The organism is Streptomyces nigrescens, from assembly GCF_027626975.1.
Classification (GTDB): Bacteria; Actinomycetota; Actinomycetes; order Streptomycetales; family Streptomycetaceae; genus Streptomyces; species Streptomyces nigrescens.
Window position 1 is genome coordinate 4,440,089 of sequence record NZ_CP114203.1, and the last position, 16,953, is coordinate 4,457,041.

The 16,953-nt window shown below is 71.6% G+C and carries 13 protein-coding genes and 1 tRNA gene; 8 read left to right on the plus strand and 6 right to left on the minus strand.

What is annotated here, in order from left to right; all coding sequences use genetic code 11:
• Positions 1 to 59: 59 nt before the first annotated feature.
• Positions 60 to 869 (plus strand): nucleotidyltransferase family protein, encoded by an 810-nt coding sequence (locus tag STRNI_RS19735; RefSeq protein WP_159487076.1) that lies wholly within the window; start codon positions 60 to 62, stop codon positions 867 to 869.
• Positions 870 to 955: 86 nt separating this feature from the next.
• On the opposite strand, the gene STRNI_RS19740 is transcribed toward STRNI_RS19735, so the two are convergent.
• The 4 genes from STRNI_RS19740 to STRNI_RS19755 form a co-directional block, all read right to left on the minus strand.
• Positions 956 to 1,792: an MBL fold metallo-hydrolase gene (locus STRNI_RS19740; protein ID WP_109891411.1), complete on the minus strand. Its 837-nt coding sequence runs from the start codon at positions 1,790 to 1,792 to the stop codon at positions 956 to 958.
• Positions 1,789 to 2,736, minus strand: coding sequence for an NUDIX hydrolase (locus STRNI_RS19745; RefSeq protein WP_018089962.1), 948 nt, complete (start codon positions 2,734 to 2,736; stop codon positions 1,789 to 1,791). Before STRNI_RS19745 ends, STRNI_RS19740 begins: the two co-directional genes overlap by 4 nt.
• Before the next feature lie 123 nt (positions 2,737 to 2,859).
• Positions 2,860 to 3,324, minus strand: a complete 465-nt coding sequence (locus STRNI_RS19750) for a RidA family protein (protein ID WP_148589799.1) — start codon at positions 3,322 to 3,324, stop codon at positions 2,860 to 2,862.
• On the minus strand, positions 3,321 to 3,482 hold the full coding sequence (locus tag STRNI_RS19755) for a Sp36 family protein (protein WP_003975360.1): 162 nt from the start codon (positions 3,480 to 3,482) through the stop codon (positions 3,321 to 3,323). The genes STRNI_RS19750 and STRNI_RS19755 overlap by 4 nt, the downstream gene beginning before the upstream one ends.
• Positions 3,483 to 3,690: 208 nt before the next feature.
• Here STRNI_RS19755 and bagA point away from each other — a divergent pair, with 208 nt between their 5' ends.
• Together bagA and bagB are read left to right on the plus strand one after the other, a co-directional pair.
• Entirely contained in the window at positions 3,691 to 4,749 is a 1,059-nt protein-coding gene (gene bagA, locus STRNI_RS19760; protein ID WP_018089960.1) for an ATPase BagA, read from the plus strand.
• The gene (gene bagB / locus STRNI_RS19765; RefSeq protein WP_018089959.1) at positions 4,746 to 6,152 is read left to right on the plus strand and encodes an ATPase BagB; all 1,407 of its coding nucleotides are present in this window, start codon (positions 4,746 to 4,748) and stop codon (positions 6,150 to 6,152) included. Before bagA ends, bagB begins: the two co-directional genes overlap by 4 nt.
• Before the next feature lie 237 nt (positions 6,153 to 6,389).
• Here bagB and STRNI_RS19770 read toward each other — a convergent pair whose 3' ends face one another.
• Positions 6,390 to 6,731 (minus strand): WhiB family transcriptional regulator, encoded by a 342-nt coding sequence (locus tag STRNI_RS19770; protein ID WP_018089958.1) that lies wholly within the window; start codon positions 6,729 to 6,731, stop codon positions 6,390 to 6,392.
• Between the two features lie 383 nt (positions 6,732 to 7,114).
• On the opposite strand from STRNI_RS19770, the gene STRNI_RS19775 reads away from it, so the two are divergent.
• On the plus strand, positions 7,115 to 9,313 hold the full coding sequence (locus tag STRNI_RS19775; RefSeq protein WP_277411705.1) for a transglycosylase domain-containing protein: 2,199 nt from the start codon (positions 7,115 to 7,117) through the stop codon (positions 9,311 to 9,313).
• Between the two features lie 90 nt (positions 9,314 to 9,403).
• On the opposite strand, the gene STRNI_RS19780 is transcribed toward STRNI_RS19775, so the two are convergent.
• Positions 9,404 to 9,868 (minus strand): GatB/YqeY domain-containing protein, encoded by a 465-nt coding sequence (locus tag STRNI_RS19780; RefSeq protein WP_018089956.1) that lies wholly within the window; start codon positions 9,866 to 9,868, stop codon positions 9,404 to 9,406.
• A gap of 125 nt (positions 9,869 to 9,993) precedes the next feature.
• Here STRNI_RS19780 and STRNI_RS19785 point away from each other — a divergent pair, with 125 nt between their 5' ends.
• From STRNI_RS19785 to STRNI_RS19800, 4 genes are all read left to right on the plus strand, one after another.
• Positions 9,994 to 10,920, plus strand: a complete 927-nt coding sequence (locus tag STRNI_RS19785) for a metallophosphoesterase (protein WP_018089955.1) — start codon at positions 9,994 to 9,996, stop codon at positions 10,918 to 10,920.
• A gap of 184 nt (positions 10,921 to 11,104) precedes the next feature.
• Entirely contained in the window at positions 11,105 to 11,830 is a 726-nt protein-coding gene (locus STRNI_RS19790; RefSeq protein WP_266440762.1) for an integral membrane regulator, read from the plus strand.
• A gap of 12 nt (positions 11,831 to 11,842) precedes the next feature.
• Positions 11,843 to 11,916: transfer RNA gene (locus tag STRNI_RS19795), tRNA-Pro, on the plus strand.
• Between the two features lie 752 nt (positions 11,917 to 12,668).
• Positions 12,669 to 16,679, plus strand: coding sequence for an nSTAND1 domain-containing NTPase (locus STRNI_RS19800; RefSeq protein WP_277411706.1), 4,011 nt, complete (start codon positions 12,669 to 12,671; stop codon positions 16,677 to 16,679).
• The last annotated feature ends 274 nt before the right edge of the window (positions 16,680 to 16,953 follow it).

The following is a 16,953-nucleotide window of genomic DNA, read 5'->3' on the forward strand; positions in this document are numbered from 1 at the left end:
GGCCCCGCGGGCCCGTAAATGGCTCGCCGGACCGCCGGCGGCCTCGCCATGGTGACGCCATGACCCACGGCACCGGACTGGACCGCGACGGCTGCTTTCTGCGGGAGGGGTCCCTGGACCGGGTGTCCGCGCAGTTCGCGCCCGTCGTGGCGGAGCTGGGCACCCGGCTCGGCGACCACTTCGGCCCCGGCCGGCTGCACAGCAGCTACCTCTACGGCAGCATCCCGCGCGGCACCGCCGTCCCCGGCACCTCCGACCTCGATGCGCTGCTCGCCCTGCGTCAGGAGCCCACCGAGGCGGACCGGGCCGCCGCCCGCGCCGTCGAGGACGGCCTCGATGCGGCCTTCCCCCAGGTCAACGGCGTCGGAATCCTGCTGGTCGGTGTGGATCAGGTGCTGAGCGAGCCGGAGCGGTACGACCTGGCGTGGTTCGTCGCCTGTCTGTGCACCCCGCTCAGCGGTCCCGATCTCGCCGCTCGGCTGCCCCGCTACCGCCCCACCTCGCTCCTCGCCCGCGAGACCAACGGCGACCTCTTCCGCGGCCTGCCCGGTCTGCGCGCGAAGGCCGCGGCGGCCACCACGGAAGCCGAGCGCACCCGGCTGACCCGGGGTGTGGCGCGCCGGCTCGTCCGTACCGGATTCACCCTGGTCATGCCCCGCTGGGGCGGCTGGACGAGCGATCTCACCGAGTCCGCCGAGGTGTTCGGCCGCTATTACCCGGCGCACGCCGGGCAGATGCGCGCCGCGGCCCGCGCCGCCCGGACGCCCGCCGCGTACCCGCAGCTGCTGGACGAGCTGCTTTCCGGCCTCGCCCCCTGGCTGGCCGACGAATATCTGGCCGTCCACGGGGCGAAGGCTCCCCGCCCGTAGGCGCGCTGACGGGGCCTCTCGGCGACTGCGAGGGCCGGCCCCGAGGAATCGCCCCGGGGCGGCCCGCCGGCCGGTCCGCGCCGCCGTCAGTCCTCGATCAGCCCGTGCTCGCCCAGATAGTCCAGCTGCGCCCGTACCGACAGCTCGGCGGCCGGCCACAGGGAGCGGTCCACATCGGCGTACACGCTCGCGACGACCTCGGCGGGCGTGCGATGGCCGGCCTCGACCGCGGTCTCCACCTGGGCGAGCCGGTGCGCCCGGTGCGCCAGATAGAACTCCACCGCCCCCTGGGCGTCGTTCAGCACCGGCCCGTGGCCCGGCAGGACCGTCGCCACCCCGTCGTCGACCGTGAGGGAGCGCAGCCGGCGCAGCGAGTCCAGATAGTCGCCCAGCCGGCCGTCGGGGTGCGCGACCACGGTGGTGCCGCGCCCCAGGATCGTGTCGCCGGTGAGCACCGCGCGGTCGGCCGGGAGATGGAAGGAGAGCGAGTCCGCGGTGTGGCCCGGGGTGGGCACCACCCGCAGTTCCAGGCCTCCGGTGGTGATGACATCGCCCGCGTCGAGCCCCTCGTCGCCCAGGCGCAGCGCCGGATCCAGCGCCCGTACGGACGAGCCGGTCAGCTCGGCGAAGCGGGCGGCGCCGTCGGAGTGGTCCGGGTGACCGTGGGTCAGCAAGGTCAGCGCGATGCGCTTGCCGGCCCGCTCGGCGGTCTCGATGACGGCGCGGAGATGGGTCTCGTCGAGCGGCCCGGGGTCGATGACGACGGCGAGATCGGAGTCCGGCTCGGCGACGATCCAGGTGTTGGTGCCGTCCAGCGTCATCGGCGAGGGGTTCGGGGCCAGTACGCACTGGGCGCGCGCGGTCGCGGGCCCCGAGATCACTCCGCCGCGGGGCTGACCGGGGAGGGCGGCTGCATCGGTCATGTGGGGGTCCCTCCCGAGGGGCCGGCGCCGTCCGTGGACCCGTCGGGCTCGCCGCCCCCAGGGGCACCGGTACCGGCGTCCGTCTGTGTGATGTGCTTGGTGAACTCATCGTGCCCCGGCCAGCTCAGCTCGATCTCGCCGCCCACGAGGCGGGCCCGGGCCAGCACCGGCGTCAGGTCCTGGGCCTCCGCGGCGGCCAGCGCGTCGGCGGCGGTGGCGTACGGCTGGAGCCCGCGCAGGGTCGCGATGGTCGGCGGCATCATCAGCAGCTCACCACGGTCATAGCCGGCCGCGGCCGCCGCCGGCCGGATCCACACCGTACGGTCCGCCTCCGTGGAAGCGTTCCGGGTGCGCTGGCCCTCGGGCAGCGCGGCGACGAAGAACCAGGTGTCGTAGCGCCGCGGTTCGAACTCCGGGGTGATCCAGCGGGCCCAGGCGCCCAGCAGATCGGAGCGCAGCACCAGACCGCGCCGGCCCAGGAAGTCGGCGAAGGACAGCTCATGGGCGACCAGGGCGGCGCGGTCCGCCTCCCAGTCCTCGCCCGTGGTGTCCGCGACGACCGTGTCGGCCGAGGCACCGGCGAGCAGCACCCCCGCCTCCTCGAACGTCTCGCGGACCGCCGCACAGACGATGGTCTGCGCGGTGGCCGGGTCGACACCCATACGGACCGCCCACTGGGCGCGGGACGGGCCGGCCCAGGCCACCGGCCGCTCGTCACGGGGATCGACGGACCCGCCCGGATAGGCGTACGCGCCTCCGGCGAAGGCCATGGAGGCGCGTCTGCGCAGCATGTGGACGGCGGGGCCGCCGGAGTCGGAGTCCCGCAGCAGCAGGACGGTCGCGGCCCGCCGGGGCTCGGCGGGGGTCAGCTCGCCGTTCGCGAGCGCCCGGATACGGTCCGGCCACTCCGGCGGGTACCACTGGCCATTGGTCGTGGACGACATGGCCGGATGCTATGCGCTCGCGCGCGGATGTTCGAGGGCCTCTTTCGCGCCGGAGGGCCCCTGCTGACGAGGGGCCCTCCGGCACACGGCACGCACTACGGGTGCCGGCGTTCCTACGGGTGCCTATTCGGCGATCTCGACCTGGATCTCGACCTCGACCGGCGCGTCGAGCGGCAGCACCGCCACGCCCACCGCGGACCGGGCGTGCACGCCCTTGTCGCCGAGGATCTCGCCCAGCAGCTCGCTGGCGCCGTTGAGGACACCCGGCTGGCCGGTGAAGTCCGGCGCGGAGGCCACGAAGCCGACGACCTTCACGACCCGCTGGATCCTGTCGAGGTCGCCGATGACGGACTTCACGGCGGCCAGCGCGTTGAGCGCGCAGGTCGCGGCGAGTTCCTGGGCCCGCTCCGGGCTGACCTCGGCGCCGACCTTGCCGGTGGCCGGCAGGGCGCCGTCCACCATCGGCAGCTGGCCGGAGGTGTACACATAGGCGCCGGAGCGCACCGCGGGCTGGTAGGTGGCCAGCGGCGGCACGACCTGCGGCAGCTTGAGGCCGAGCGCCGCGATCTTTTCCTCCGCCGCGCTCACGCCTGCTTCTCCCGCTTCAGGTAGGCCACCAACTGCTCGGGGTTGTTCGGGCCCGGAACGACCTGGACCAGCTCCCAGCCGTCCTCGCCCCAGGTGTCCAGAATCTGCTTCGTCGCGTGCACGAGCAGCGGCACGGTCGCGTATTCCCACTTGGTCATGGGCCGAGCGTAATGCCTGTCCACGGCCGCCGCGGACCCCGTCCGCCACAGCCCGCCCGTACCCGTCCCGGACGGCGTTCAACGGCCCGGCCGCCGGGCCCCTAGGGAGCATCCCCGACTCGTCCCGGAGGGATCAGGGGCAGATATCCGGGGCTTCCCAGGCGTATCCCGTGCGTAGCCGGGACGCGGACTGGTTAGGCTCCTTGGCGTGAGCAGGCTCCATGTCGTCAGCGGCAAGGGCGGCACCGGCAAGACCACGGTCGCCGCTGCCCTCGCCCTCGCCCTGGCCACCGAGGGGCGCCGTACCCTCCTGGTCGAGGTCGAGGGCCGACAGGGCATTGCCCAGTTGTTCGAGACCGAAGCGCTTCCTTACGAGGAACGCAAGATCGCGGTGGGTCCCGCATCGGAAGGGGCCTCACCGTGGGGTTCGCCCCGCGCGGAATCCGGTGGGGACTCCGCGCGCGGCAGTGGCGGGAGACGGGCGGGCGGCGAGGTCCACGCCCTCGCCATCGATGCCGAACGCGCCCTCCTGGACTACCTCCAGATGTTCTACAAGCTGGGCAGCGCGGGCCGGGCGCTGAAGAAGCTCGGCGCCATCGACTTCGCCACGACCATCGCGCCGGGCCTGCGGGACGTCCTGCTGACCGGCAAGGCGTGCGAGGCGGTGCGCCGCAAGGACAAGAACGGCAAGTTCGTCTACGACGCGGTCGTGATGGACGCCCCGCCGACCGGCCGCATCACCCGCTTCCTGAACGTCAATGACGAGGTGGCCGGTCTGGCGAAGATCGGCCCGATCCACAATCAGGCACAGGCCGTGATGCGGGTCCTCAAGTCGCCCGAGACCGCGGTGCATCTGGTGACGCTCCTGGAGGAGATGCCCGTCCAGGAGACCGCCGACGGGGTCGAGGAGCTGCGCGCCGCCGGCATCCCCGTGGGCGGCATCGTCATCAACATGACCCGCCCGGCGCTGCTGGACAACGGCGATCTCGACATCGCCGCCCGTGGCGCCCGAGCGGGCGTCGCCAAGGCGCTCTCCCAGGCCGGTCTGGGCGGCGCCCGCCGCGGCGGCCTGGCCGACCGGCTGATCGACCCCCTGCTGGAGCAGGCACGCGAACACGCCGAGCGGGTCGAGCTGGAGCGCGCCGAGCACGCCGAGCTGACCGCCATCGGCCTGCCCACCTACGAGTTGGAGCTGCTCCCCGAGGGAGTGGACCTCGCCGGGCTCTACCACCTGGCGAGAGACCTGCGGAAACAGGGGCCCATATGACCTCGGACACCACGACGCTGGACGCCTCGGCCCCGCGGCTCGAGGTCGATGCGCTGATCGACGACCCGCACACCCGCATCGTGGTGTGCTGCGGTTCGGGCGGCGTCGGCAAGACCACGACCGCCGCGGCGCTGGGTGTGCGTGCCGCCGAGCGCGGCCGCAAGGTCGTCGTGCTCACCATCGACCCGGCCCGGCGGCTGGCGCAGTCCATGGGCATCTCCGAGCTCGACAACGTCCCCCGTCAGGTCAAGGACGTCGACGAGAGCGCGGGCGGCGAACTGCACGCGATGATGCTGGACATGAAGCGCACCTTCGACGAGATCGTCGAGGGCCATGCGGACGCCGACCGGGCCCGCGCGATCCTGGAGAACCCCTTCTACCAGTCCCTGTCGGCCGGTTTCGCGGGCACACAGGAGTACATGGCCATGGAGAAGCTGGGCCAGCTCCGCGCGAACGACGAGTGGGACCTGATCATCGTCGACACCCCTCCGAGCCGCTCCGCACTGGACTTCCTGGACGCGCCCAAGCGCCTGGGCTCCTTCCTGGACGGCAAGTTCATCCGGGTGCTGATGGCACCGGCGAAGGTCGGCGGCCGGGCCGGCATGAAGTTCCTCAATGTCGGCATGTCGATGATGACCGGCACCCTCAGCAAGCTCATGGGCGGCCAACTGCTGCGCGATGTGCAGACGTTCGTGGCCGCGATGGACACCATGTTCGGCGGCTTCCGCACCCGCGCGGACGCCACCTACCGCCTGCTGCAGGCGCCCGGTACGGCATTTCTCGTGGTGGCCGCGCCGGAGCGGGACGCCCTGCGCGAGGCGGCGTACTTCGTCGAGCGGCTGGCCGCCGAGCAGATGCCGCTGGCCGGCCTGGTGCTGAACCGTGTGCACGGCAGCGGCGCCGCCCAACTGAGCGCCGAGCGCGCACTGGCCGCCGCCGAGGCCCTCACGGACCGCATGGCGGAGGACACGCATGCGGACGCCCCCGCGGACACCGAAGCGGAGGCAGAGTCGGCCCCGGAATCTGCGGCCGGCCCCGCCCCCGACCGCACAGAAAATAATCTTGAAGCCACCGGCATTGTGGATCTCGACGGCGGGAAGGCTGGATCACGTACCGCCGGCGGCCTCTCCCCCGCTGCCGCGGCGGAGCAAGTGACACCCACATCGGCCTCAGCGGCGCAACTGGCCGCCGGGCTGCTACGACTGCACGCAGAGCGTATGCAGGTCCTCGCTCGCGAACGGCGCACGCGGGACCGCTTCACCACGCTGCACCCCGAGGTTCCGGTGACGGAGGTCGCCGCGCTGCCCGGCGATGTCCATGACCTCGCAGGGCTGCGTGCCATCGGCGACCGCCTGGCGCTGAACCCCACGGACACCGAGGACCTCACGAACACCGACGACTGAGCCGTACTCACGGCCGGTTCAGCCATCCGCCCAGCGGCACGGCGCGGTTCACCACGCACCCGCCAGGCGTCTCACCATGTCTTCACGGGGCGCGCTGATCAGCGCGCCCGCCCCCCATCCATGCCTCCAACTCCGGTGGAAATCACCGTCACCGACGGCACGTTGCGTCTGCTGACCGATCAGACCGCGCCATCAACCGAACCTTCTCGGCCGACTTCTCCCGGCCGCTGCCCGCCGCTATCCCACCGCGGCCAACTCGTCGAAGGCGTCGTCGTCACAGTCCACCGGCAGAATGCCCGTGCTGCGCTCATATTCCGTACGCGCTGTCTCCAGCAGCCGGCGCCATGACGTCACGGTCGGGCGGCGACGCAGCAGCGCCCTCCGCTCGCGTTCGGTCATTCCGCCCCACACGCCGAACTCCACCCGGTTGTCCAGGGCGTCGGCCAGGCACTCCGTGCGCACCGGACATCCGGTGCACACCGCCTTGGCGCGGTTCTGCGCCGCCCCTTGAACGAACAGCTCATCCGGATCGGTGGTGCGGCACGCTGCCTGCGTACTCCAGTCGGTTACCCAGCCCATGCTGGCGCCGTCCTCTCCCGAATCGAGGCTCCCCCACGGCGGCAAGCGGCATATTCACCGTTGCCAGTTGAGGACGTTACGGAAGGCAGGCAGGGCGCAACACCCCCTTCGGGCCCAATCTTGGATGGCCCGAACGGACTATGCGTATGCGGCAGATCACCCAACGGAGTGACCGTGCGGCATACGTCACTTTGCGCACAAGGCAGGACAGTTCACCGTCCTGACACGGGGTTTTGCTCGACACCTGCGGGCACGTGGGGGCGCGTCCCGCGGGAAGTAGGGGTTGACGAACCGAGGCGTAACCGTTCGGCTGTGGTAGCTGAGGACAGGCTAAACGAACACGTGCGCCCCTGTCCGGCGGATTGAGAACGTAGGCTGCCCTCATGCCTAAGAAGCGCGATGGCGGAGGTCTGTCCAAGACGCAGCAGGCCGCCAAGTTCCTCGGAGTCAGCGTCCTGGCCGGAGCGGTACTCGCCGGTCTTGCGCTCCCGGCGGCCGGGGCGCTCGGCCTGACCGCCAAGGGGTCGGTCGAGGGCTTCGACGACATCCCGGCGAACCTCAAGACGCCGCCGCTCAGCCAGCGGACCAGGATTCTGGACGCGAAGGGCGGCGAGATCGCCAAGGTCTACTCGCGTGACCGCACGGTCGTCGGCCTCAAGGACATGTCGCCGTACATCCGGCAGGCGATCGTCGCGATCGAGGACGCGCGCTTCTACGAGCACGGCGCCATCGACCTGAAGGGCATCCTGCGGGCGGTCAACAAGAACGCCCAGTCGGGCGGCGTCTCCGAGGGTGCTTCGACGCTGACCCAGCAGTATGTGAAGAACGTCTTCGTCGAAGAGGCAGGGGACAACGCGGACAAGGTGGCGCAGGCCACCCAGCAGACCCTCGGCCGCAAGGTCAAGGAGCTCAAGTACGCGATCCAGGTCGAGAAGGAACTCGGCAAGCGGAAGATCCTGCAGAACTACCTCAACATCACGTTCTTCGGGCAGCAGGCCTACGGCGTCGAGGCGGCCGCCCAGCGCTACTTCAGCAAGCACGCCAAGGACCTGAACCTGGAGGAGTCGGCGCTGCTGGCCGGAATCGTCCAGTCGCCCACCCGCTACGACCCGGTCAACGCCCCGCAGGAGGCCACCAAGCGGCGCAACACCGTGCTGCAGCGGATGGCCGATCTGAAGGACGTCAGCCAGGCGCAGGCCGACGCGGCCGCCAAGAAGCCGATCAAGCTGGCGGTCAGCCGTCCCAAGAACGGCTGCATCACCGCCACCGACGGCGCCGGCTTCTTCTGCGACTACATCCGCAAGGTCTTCCTCAACGACAAGCACTTCGGCAAGAGCCGGAAGGTCCGCCTGCAACGCTGGGACGAGGGCGGTATGACCATCCGCACCACCCTCGATCCGCAGTCCCAGAAGTCGGTCCAGGCCTCGCTGAAGGACCATGTCTACGAGGACGACCCGGTCGCCGGTGCCGCCACCATCGTCGAGCCGGGCACCGGCAAGATCCTCGGCATGGGCCAGTCACGCCCGTACGGCTTCCGCGAGAACCAGACCGTGATCAACCTCTCGGTCGATCACGACATGGGCGGCGGCGCCGGCTACCAGCCCGGGTCGACCTTCAAGCCGGTGATCGCGGCGGCCGCGCTGGAGCAGGGGACGAATCCGGAGCAGGAGTACCCCTCGCCGTACCGGATGCCGTACCCGAGCCCGGTCCAGACCTGCGACGGCGAGTGGCAGGGCACCGACATGACGCAGAACGAGAACAAGGAAGAGGTCGGCCCGTACGCCATGAAGGAGGCGACCGCGAAATCGGTCAACACCTACTTCGTGCAGCTGATCAGCGACATCGGCATCTGCCCCGCGGTGAAGATGGCCCAGAAGATGGGCATCGAGCGGGCGGACGGCAAGCCGTTGCAGCAGGTCCCGTCGATGACGCTCGGCGTGCAGGAGATGTCGCCGCTGACCATGGCCGCCGGCTACGCCGCCTTCGCCAACGGCGGTGAGTACTGCTCCCCCGTCGCCATCGAGTCGATCACCGACGCACGGGGCCGGGCGCTGAAGGTCCCGCAGACCAGCTGCCGCAGCGCGATGTCCAAGAGGACCGCCGACACGATCAACACCCTCCTCAAGGGTGTCGTCGAGGACGGCACCGGCAAGGAAGCCGGTCTCCAGGGACGTGACAGCGCCGGCAAGACCGGTACCAGTGACAGCCGCTACGCCGCCTGGTTCGTCGGCTACACCCCGAACGCGGCCGGCGCGGTCTGGGTCGGCGACCCGATGCACAAGCGCAAGATGTACGACATCAGCATCGGCGGGGTCCCCCACGACAAGGTCTACGGCGCCGACACCCCCGGCCCCATCTGGCGCGACGCGATGGCCGGTGCGCTCGCCGACCGGCCCGCGCCCGAGCTGCCCACCGTCCCGATCGCCGATCCGGCCAAGGACAGGGGCCACGGCGACGAAGGCGGCAAGGGCCGCGGCAAGCACAAGCCGGGCCGGGGCCACGGCGGCGACAACAAGCCGGGCGGCGGCTGGAGCATTCCGGGCTTCCCCGATATTCTCGGCGGCGGCAACGGCGGCTGGTAAGCGGCCGGTTGGCCCGTACGACAACGGCTGAGGGGCGCCCCCACCACGGGGGCGCCCCTCAGCCGTCCTTCAATGACTCCGTCCGGCCGCTCAGCCGGCCAGCAGCTTCTTGACCACCGCGGCCACCCGGCCGCCCTCGGCGCGGCCCGCCACCTGCGGGTTGACGATCTTCATGACGGCGCCCATGGCCCGCGGCCCCTCGGCCCCGGCACCCTTGGCCTCCGCCACCGCCGCCGCGACCAGCTGCTCCAGCTCGTCGTCGGACAGCTGCTTGGGCAGGTAGTCGGCGAGCACCTCGCCCTCGGCGCGCTCCCGCTCGGCCTGCTCGGCACGGCCGCCCTTCTCGAAGGCCTCCGCGGCCTCGCGCCGCTTCTTCGCCTCCCGCGCGATGATCTTCTCGACCTCGCCGTCGGACAGCTCACGTGCCTCGGTGCCCGCGACCTCCTCCTTCTGGATCGCGGTCAGCGTGAGACGGAGGGTGGAGGAGCGCAGCTCGTCGCGCGCCTTGATCGCGACGGTGAGGTCGTCCTGCAGCTTGGACTTGAGCGTGGTCATGACGTCGAGTATGCCTCCCCCCACCGACACCTGCCGCGCCTTTTCCTCCCGGCCCGCCACACCCATCACCCCACGGGGCCGCTCCTCCGCTGCATCCACCCCGCTCACTCTGCGACGATGGGACGATGCGCGCGCGATACGGAGTACCCCTGACCCTGACCGCAGTCGGCGCGGCCGGCCTGGCCTACGCCGCCGGCTTCGAAGTCCGCTCGTTCCGCCTCCGGCGCGTCACCGTGCCCGTACTGCCCCGCGGTATGCGGCCGTTGCGCGTCCTGCAGGTCTCCGACATCCACATGGTCGGCGGGCAGCGCAAGAAGCAGCGCTGGCTGCAGTCGCTCGCCGGGCTGCGCCCCGACTTCGTCATCAACACGGGCGACAACCTCTCCGACCCCGAGGGCGTCCCCGAGACGCTGGACGCGCTCGGCCCGCTGATGGAGTTCCCCGGCGCGTACGTCTTCGGCTCCAACGACTACTACGGCCCCAAGCTCCGCAACCCTGCCCGCTACCTGATCGAGCGGGTCCAGGGCCGGCACGGCCTCAACGGCAACGCACCCGCCGTGGGCGTCGTCCACAACCCGTGGGAAGAGCTGCGGGACGCGTTCGACGCGGCCGGCTGGGTCGGCCTGTCCAATTCCCGCGGCCGGCTGAAGCTGGAGGGCATCGAGATCGCCCTGACCGGCCTGGACGACCCGCACATCAAGCGGGACCGCTACGCCGAGGTGGCCGGCGGCCCGGAATCCGGTGCCGATCTCTCCCTGGCCGTCGTGCACGCCCCCTACCTGCGCTCGCTGGACGCCTTCACCGCCGACGGCTATCCGCTGGTCCTGGCCGGCCACACCCACGGCGGCCAGCTCTGCATCCCCTTCTACGGTGCCCTCGTCACCAACTGCGACATCGACACCGACCGGGTGAAGGGCCTGTCCACCCACACCGCCGCAGGCCGCACCTCCTACCTCCATGTCTCGGCCGGCTGCGGCACCAACCGCTACACCCCCGTCCGCTTCGCCTGCCCCCCGGAGGCGACACTGCTGACGCTGACGGCGCGGGACTGAGAACGGCGCGGGACTGAGAGGGGCCCGGGGCGGGTCCGGGGGCTGAAACCCAAGAGTGTGAGGGCTCGGGCCGAGGATCGTGGGCTCGGGCCCGGGGCCTCGCGTGCCGAGGCCGGGGTGCGGGCGGCGGCAGCGGCCGGATCGGGTCTCCCCCGCCCGCTGATCATCCCCCTAACGTGGAGGAATGTCCGACCCCACCCGGACCTCGCAGTCCACGCGCCACGCCACCGACCCTGCCGCTGCCGCCGCCCGCACCCCGGCCGCCGCCGTCGCCCCCACGATCCGCCGCCCCCGGGCAGCCGCCTTCCGCGCCCTGCTCGCCGCGGCCGCCCTGACCGGCCTGCTCCTCGCCGCCCTCGGCTCCCCCTCCCCGGCCCACCTGCTCACCCGCTTCACCGTGCAGGCCAACCTCGCCGTGGCGCTGGTCTCCGCCTGCTCCGCCCACCGCGCATGGACCGGCCGCCGCCCCGTGAACCCCCGCATCACCGGCGCCCTCCTCCCCTTCCTCGCCCTGCCCGCCCTCGCCCACTACGCCCTCCCCGCCGACACCACCGCCTTCACGCTGCCGGAAGCCGGCACCCCCACCGCCGCCCGGGTCATCGCCCCTCAGCTCCTCTACGTCCTCACCCCGCTCGCCACCCTCGCCGACTGGCTGCTGCTCACCGGCCCCCGCGGCTTCCGCCTGTCCTGTGCCTGGCAGTGGCCGGCCTACCCCCTCCTCCACCTCGCGTTCGCCCTCGCCTTCCCCGCCGCGGCCGGCGCCCCGCCCCCCACCGTCGCCACCGCTCTCACCCTCGCCCTGGCGATCTGTCTGCTCCCCTTGATCACCATCGGGATCGACCAGGTCAGGCCCGCTCCCCGGCTCCACAACAACCGGATTTCGCCTCAGGGGATCGGTCCGCTAAAGTAGAGCTCGTTGCTTCGGGGTGTAGCGCAGCTTGGCAGCGCGCTTCGTTCGGGACGAAGAGGTCGTGGGTTCAAATCCCGCCACCCCGACTGAGAAGTAGCAGGTCAGGCCCGGCTTCCGGAAACGGAAGCCGGGCCTGATGCGTACTCCGGGCCGCCCCGGGAGCAGCGGAGAGTGGATCTTGAATTCGTGCCCGCCTCCCGGCCGCCGCCTGCTGACGCCCCTTCAGGGACTTCCCCTTGGTTACCGGGCACCGCACCAGAAGTGATCCGGGCCACAATCGGCAGCGCCGCACGAGGTCGGGTTCGCCCGGCGGGACAGGGCGCGGGCCCAACTCACCCCCGGTCCGGCCGGCGAGGCCCACGGTCGGGCCGGGCTGAGCCGCACGGTCCGCACACCTGGCCCGGGCCGTACGGCAGAACCAACGCCGCGCCGTTCGCCACCGGTCCCTCCCCTCGTGGGGACCGGTGCCGAACGGCGCGGGCGGCGTCGATCCGCGCCCCCCGTACCGGCGCGGATCCAGAAAGGGCCGGACCCGTGGTCGACGCGGCGGCAGTCCGGATGGGACGGTTCCACAGTTCCCTCACGCTCATCGCGCCGAGTCCGTCACGACCGTCTTGTGACTCCGACGGAAGGAGACCGCATGCATCAGGAGTTGTCTCCGAGCACTGAACTGGTGGCCTGTCCGGGCAACGCCCACTTGCTGCGCCGCTGCGAGGTGATCCTGCCAGCTGTGGCTCCCGCCGAGGAGGTTCCGGCATCGGGCCGACGGTTTAACCACAGGTCAGCCCGCTAAGGTGAGTTTTCCGGTCCGGATGTCCAAGTGCGGGGGACGTAGGGGGTGGAGACCTTGAGTGCCGACTCAGGGGCACGCAGAGCCTTCGCGGAACGTCTCGCGCTGCTGTACAAGGAGGCCGGCAACCCTCCTCTCAAGAAGGTGGCCGAGGCGGTCGTCCGGCTTCAGCGGGTCGACGAACGAGGGCGGCCCGTGCGGGTGTCCGTCCAGCGGATCAGCGACTGGCGGCGGGCCAAGAACGTACCCGCGCAGTTCGCCGCCCTCGCGGCGGTGCTGCACATCCTGATCCCCCAGGCCCGGCGCCTGCGGCCCGCGCCGGTGTCCACGGGCCTGTACGACCTGGCCCAGTGGCAGCGGTTGTGGGAGCGGGCGGTCGACGACCGTGCCGCGGCGTCCGCGGCATCCGCGCAAGAGGACGAGAGCCCCCCGGACGAGGCCGCGACCGTCCAGGGTGTGTGTCCGTACCGGGGGCTGGCTTCGTACCGTCAGCAGGATGCCCGGTGGTTCTTCGGACGGGAGCGGAGCACGGAGGCCCTCGTCGCCCAGCTCCGCGCTGCAGAGAAGACGGGCGGCCTCGTCATGCTCGTGGGCGCCTCGGGGGCCGGAAAGTCCTCCCTGCTGAACGCCGGCCTGGTGCCCGCGTTGCAGAGCGGTGCACCGGGCGACGAGGACCGCCCGGAGCGGGAGGTCCTGCAGCTCGTGCCGGGCGGCGATCCGCTCGCGGAGCTGACCCGCCGCGTCCCTGAGCTCGCCCACGTCCTCTCCGGCGCGCAGGAGTCGGCGGCGCGGGAGCCCGGTACGCCGCACTTCGCACGCGCGGTGCGGGAGGCCGTCACGGCATGGGCGGAGCGCGGGACGTCCTCCGCCGCCCGTCCGGTCGTGATCGTGGACCAGTTCGAGGAGGCGTTCACCCTCTGCTCCGACGAGGCGGCCCGGCGCACCTTCGTCCAGCTGCTGCACGCCGCGTGCACGCCCTCCGGCCCGGGCGGCCCGGCTCCCGTCCTCGTCATCCTCGGCATACGCGCCGACTTCTACGAACAGTGCCTCGGGTATCCCGAACTGGCCGACGCGCTGCAGCACCGGCACATGGTGCTCGGACCGCTGACCACCACGGAGCTGCGCGAAGCGGTGACCGGCCCGGCCAAGGCCGTGGGTCTGGAGCTCGAACCGGGGCTCGCGGAACTGATCGTCCGGGAAGTGAGCGCCGACGGCTTCAACGGGGCGCACGACGCGGGGGTGCTGCCGCTGCTCTCCCACGCCCTGCTCGCCACCTGGCAGCGGCGGAAGGCGGGACGGCTGACGCTGTCCGGCTACCGCGCGGCGGGCGGGATCCAGGGCGCGGTGGCGGCGACCGCCGAGCAGGCCTGGTCCGGCCTCGACCCGACCGCGCGCCTGGCCGCGCGACTGCTCCTCCTCCGGCTGGTCCGGCTGGGCGAAGACACCCAGGCCACCCGCCGGCGGGGGACGCGGCACCAGCTGGCGGACGAGTCGGCGGACCCGCACAAGACGAAGGAGTCGCTCGAAGCGCTGGTGCACGCCCGTCTGGTGACGCTCGACGCGGATGCGGTGGAGATCACCCATGAAGCGCTGCTGCACGCCTGGCCGCGCCTGCGCGACTGGATCGACGAGGACCGGAACGGCAATCTGCTGCGCCAGCGGCTGGAGGAGGACGGCAGGGCCTGGGAGGGCTCGAACCGCGACACCTCACTCCTCTACCGGGGTTCCCGTCTGGAGCAGGCCCGCAACTGGGCCGATTCTGCCGGTGACACCTTTCTGACCCGCAGCGCGGTGGAGTTCCTGGCCGCCTCGGTCCGGCTGCGCAAGCGCTTCGTCCTGCTCAGCCGTGGTGCGGTGGCGGCTCTGATCGTCATGGCGATGCTGGCGGTCGGTTCCGCGGTGGTCGCCCGGCAGCAGCGCGACGACACCGTTTTCGCGCAGGTGCTCGCCCAGGCCGACCGCGCCCAGTACACGGATCCCTCCTTGTCGGCGCAACTGGACCTGGTGGCACACGGCTTGCGGCCCGACGACGAGGGCACCAACAACCGCTTGATCTCGATGGTGAACGCGCCGCTGGCCACGCCGCTGCTGGGCCACACCGGCGCCGTCTACCTCACCTCGTTCAGCCCGAACGGGCGGATCCTGGCCACCGCCAGTTATGACCGGACCGTCCGGCTGTGGGACGTGGCGGACCCGACGCGTCCCGAACCCCTGGGCAAGCCCCTCACCGGCCATGCGAGCTGGGTGAGCACCGCTGTCTTCAGTCCGGACGGACACACCCTCGCCACTGCCTCGGACGACGGCACGGTCCGGCTGTGGGACGTGCGCGACCCCCGCCACCCGCGCCCGGTCGGGGCGCCCCTGGCCGGCCGTAACGGCACGGTCTTCCTGCTCGCCTTCAGCCCCGACGGGCACACGCTGGCCACCGCCAACGAAGATCACACCGTTCGTCTGTGGGACCTCCGCGACCCGCGGCGGCCGAAGGCGCGCGCTGTCCTGACCGGCCCCACCGCCGCCGTACGCTCCGTGGCGTTCAGCCCCGACGGCCGGACCCTGGCGGCCGGTGGCGACGACAACAGGATCCGGCTGTGGGACGTGGCCGACCGGCGTCGTCCGGCGCGGCTCGACAGGGCCCTGACCGGCCACACGGACACCGTCCACTCCGTGGCCTTCAGCCCGGACGGCCACACCCTCGCCAGCGGCAGCTCGGACAACACCATCCGGCTCTGGAACGTGGCCTCGCCACGTCACGCGGCACCGCTCGGCGCGCCCCTCACCGGCCACACCGGCCCCCTGTGGTCCGTGGCCTTCAGCCCCGACGGCAACATGCTCGCCGCCGGCAGCGCAGACAGCACGGCGAGCCTGTGGAACGTCAGCGATCCCGCGTACCCGTCGCAGGTCGGCGAGCCCCTCGCGGGCAGCAGCGGCGAGATGTACGCAGTCGGCTTCAGCCCTGACGGCCGGACGCTGGCCACGGGAAGCGGCGACAGCAAGGTCCGTCTCTGGTCGATTCCGACCTCGAACATGGTCGGCCGCATCGGCACGTTCCGCCCGGACGGGCGGGTGCTCGCCACGGGCGCCCGCGACCGGAGGGTGCGGCTGTGGAATGTGCAGAATCCCCACCGGCCCGCGGTGCTGGGCAAACCGTTCACGCCCGGTAAGGGCGATGTGCGTTCGCTGGCGTTCTTCCCCGACGGCCGCACCCTCGCGGTGCTGATGGGAAGCCAGACGGTGGAGCTGTGGAACGTCGCCGACCCGACTCATCCGGTCTCGTACGGAAAGCCCGTCGAGCTGCGGACCCGGTTCGTGGGCCCCGATGCGCTGGCCATAAGCCCGGACGGGCGCACGTTGGCAACCGCCTACGAGGACCACACCATTCAGCTGTGGGACGTCAGCGCCCCGTCCCACGTGCGTCGGCTCGGCACACCGCTCACGGGCCACAAGGGCTACGTCAACTCCCTCGTCTTCAGCCCCGACGGACGCACCCTCGCCAGCGGCAGCGCGGACGACACCGTCCGGCTCTGGAACACGGACGACCCCCGTCATGCCGCCCAACTCGGCGCGCCCCTCACGGGGCATCTGGGCCCCGTCAACGCGCTCGCCTACAGTCCGGACGGCCGCACCCTCGCCAGCGGCAGCGACGACGACACCGTCCGGCTCTGGAACACGGCCGCCCCCCGCAGGGCGACCCGGCTGGGCTCCCCCCTCTCCGGGCACACCGAAGCGGTCGTGTCGCTGACGTTCAGCGAGGACGGCCACACCCTGGCGAGCGGCGGCAATGACAACACGGTCCGGTTCTGGCGCGTCGCGCATCCGTCCAAGGCCGCTCCCATCGGTCAGTCGACGAGCCCCAACGCCAAGACAGGCAATTTCCTGTCGTTCAGTCCCAAGAGCCACATGCTCGGGGTGTCGAGCGGCGCCGGTACCGTCCGGCTGTGGGACCTGGATCCCGACAAGGCCATTCGCCGTATTTGCTCAACCACGCGGGGCGTTCTGACCCCGGAGAAATGGCACGAGTATCTGCCGCTTCTCTCGTATGAGCCGCCGTGCGGCACGTAACGAAGCCGCCCGGCCGAACGCCCTCGGCCCGAGCATCGGACGGGACGCTCCCGGCCGACTCCACCGCGCCCCTGGCTCTGCGTTTCCACCCCTCACGCACCGCTTTACGTGACTCCAACCACAACTCTGTATGGCAATTCGGCAGTTGGCCCCCACTACGCGGACAGCCTTGCTAGTCTTGGCCACAGCCCGATCGCTGGTGCATCCCCCGTCGCCAGCGATCGGGCGTTTTCGCGCCCTGCGCCACACATATTGCGCGGCGCATTCGCTACGG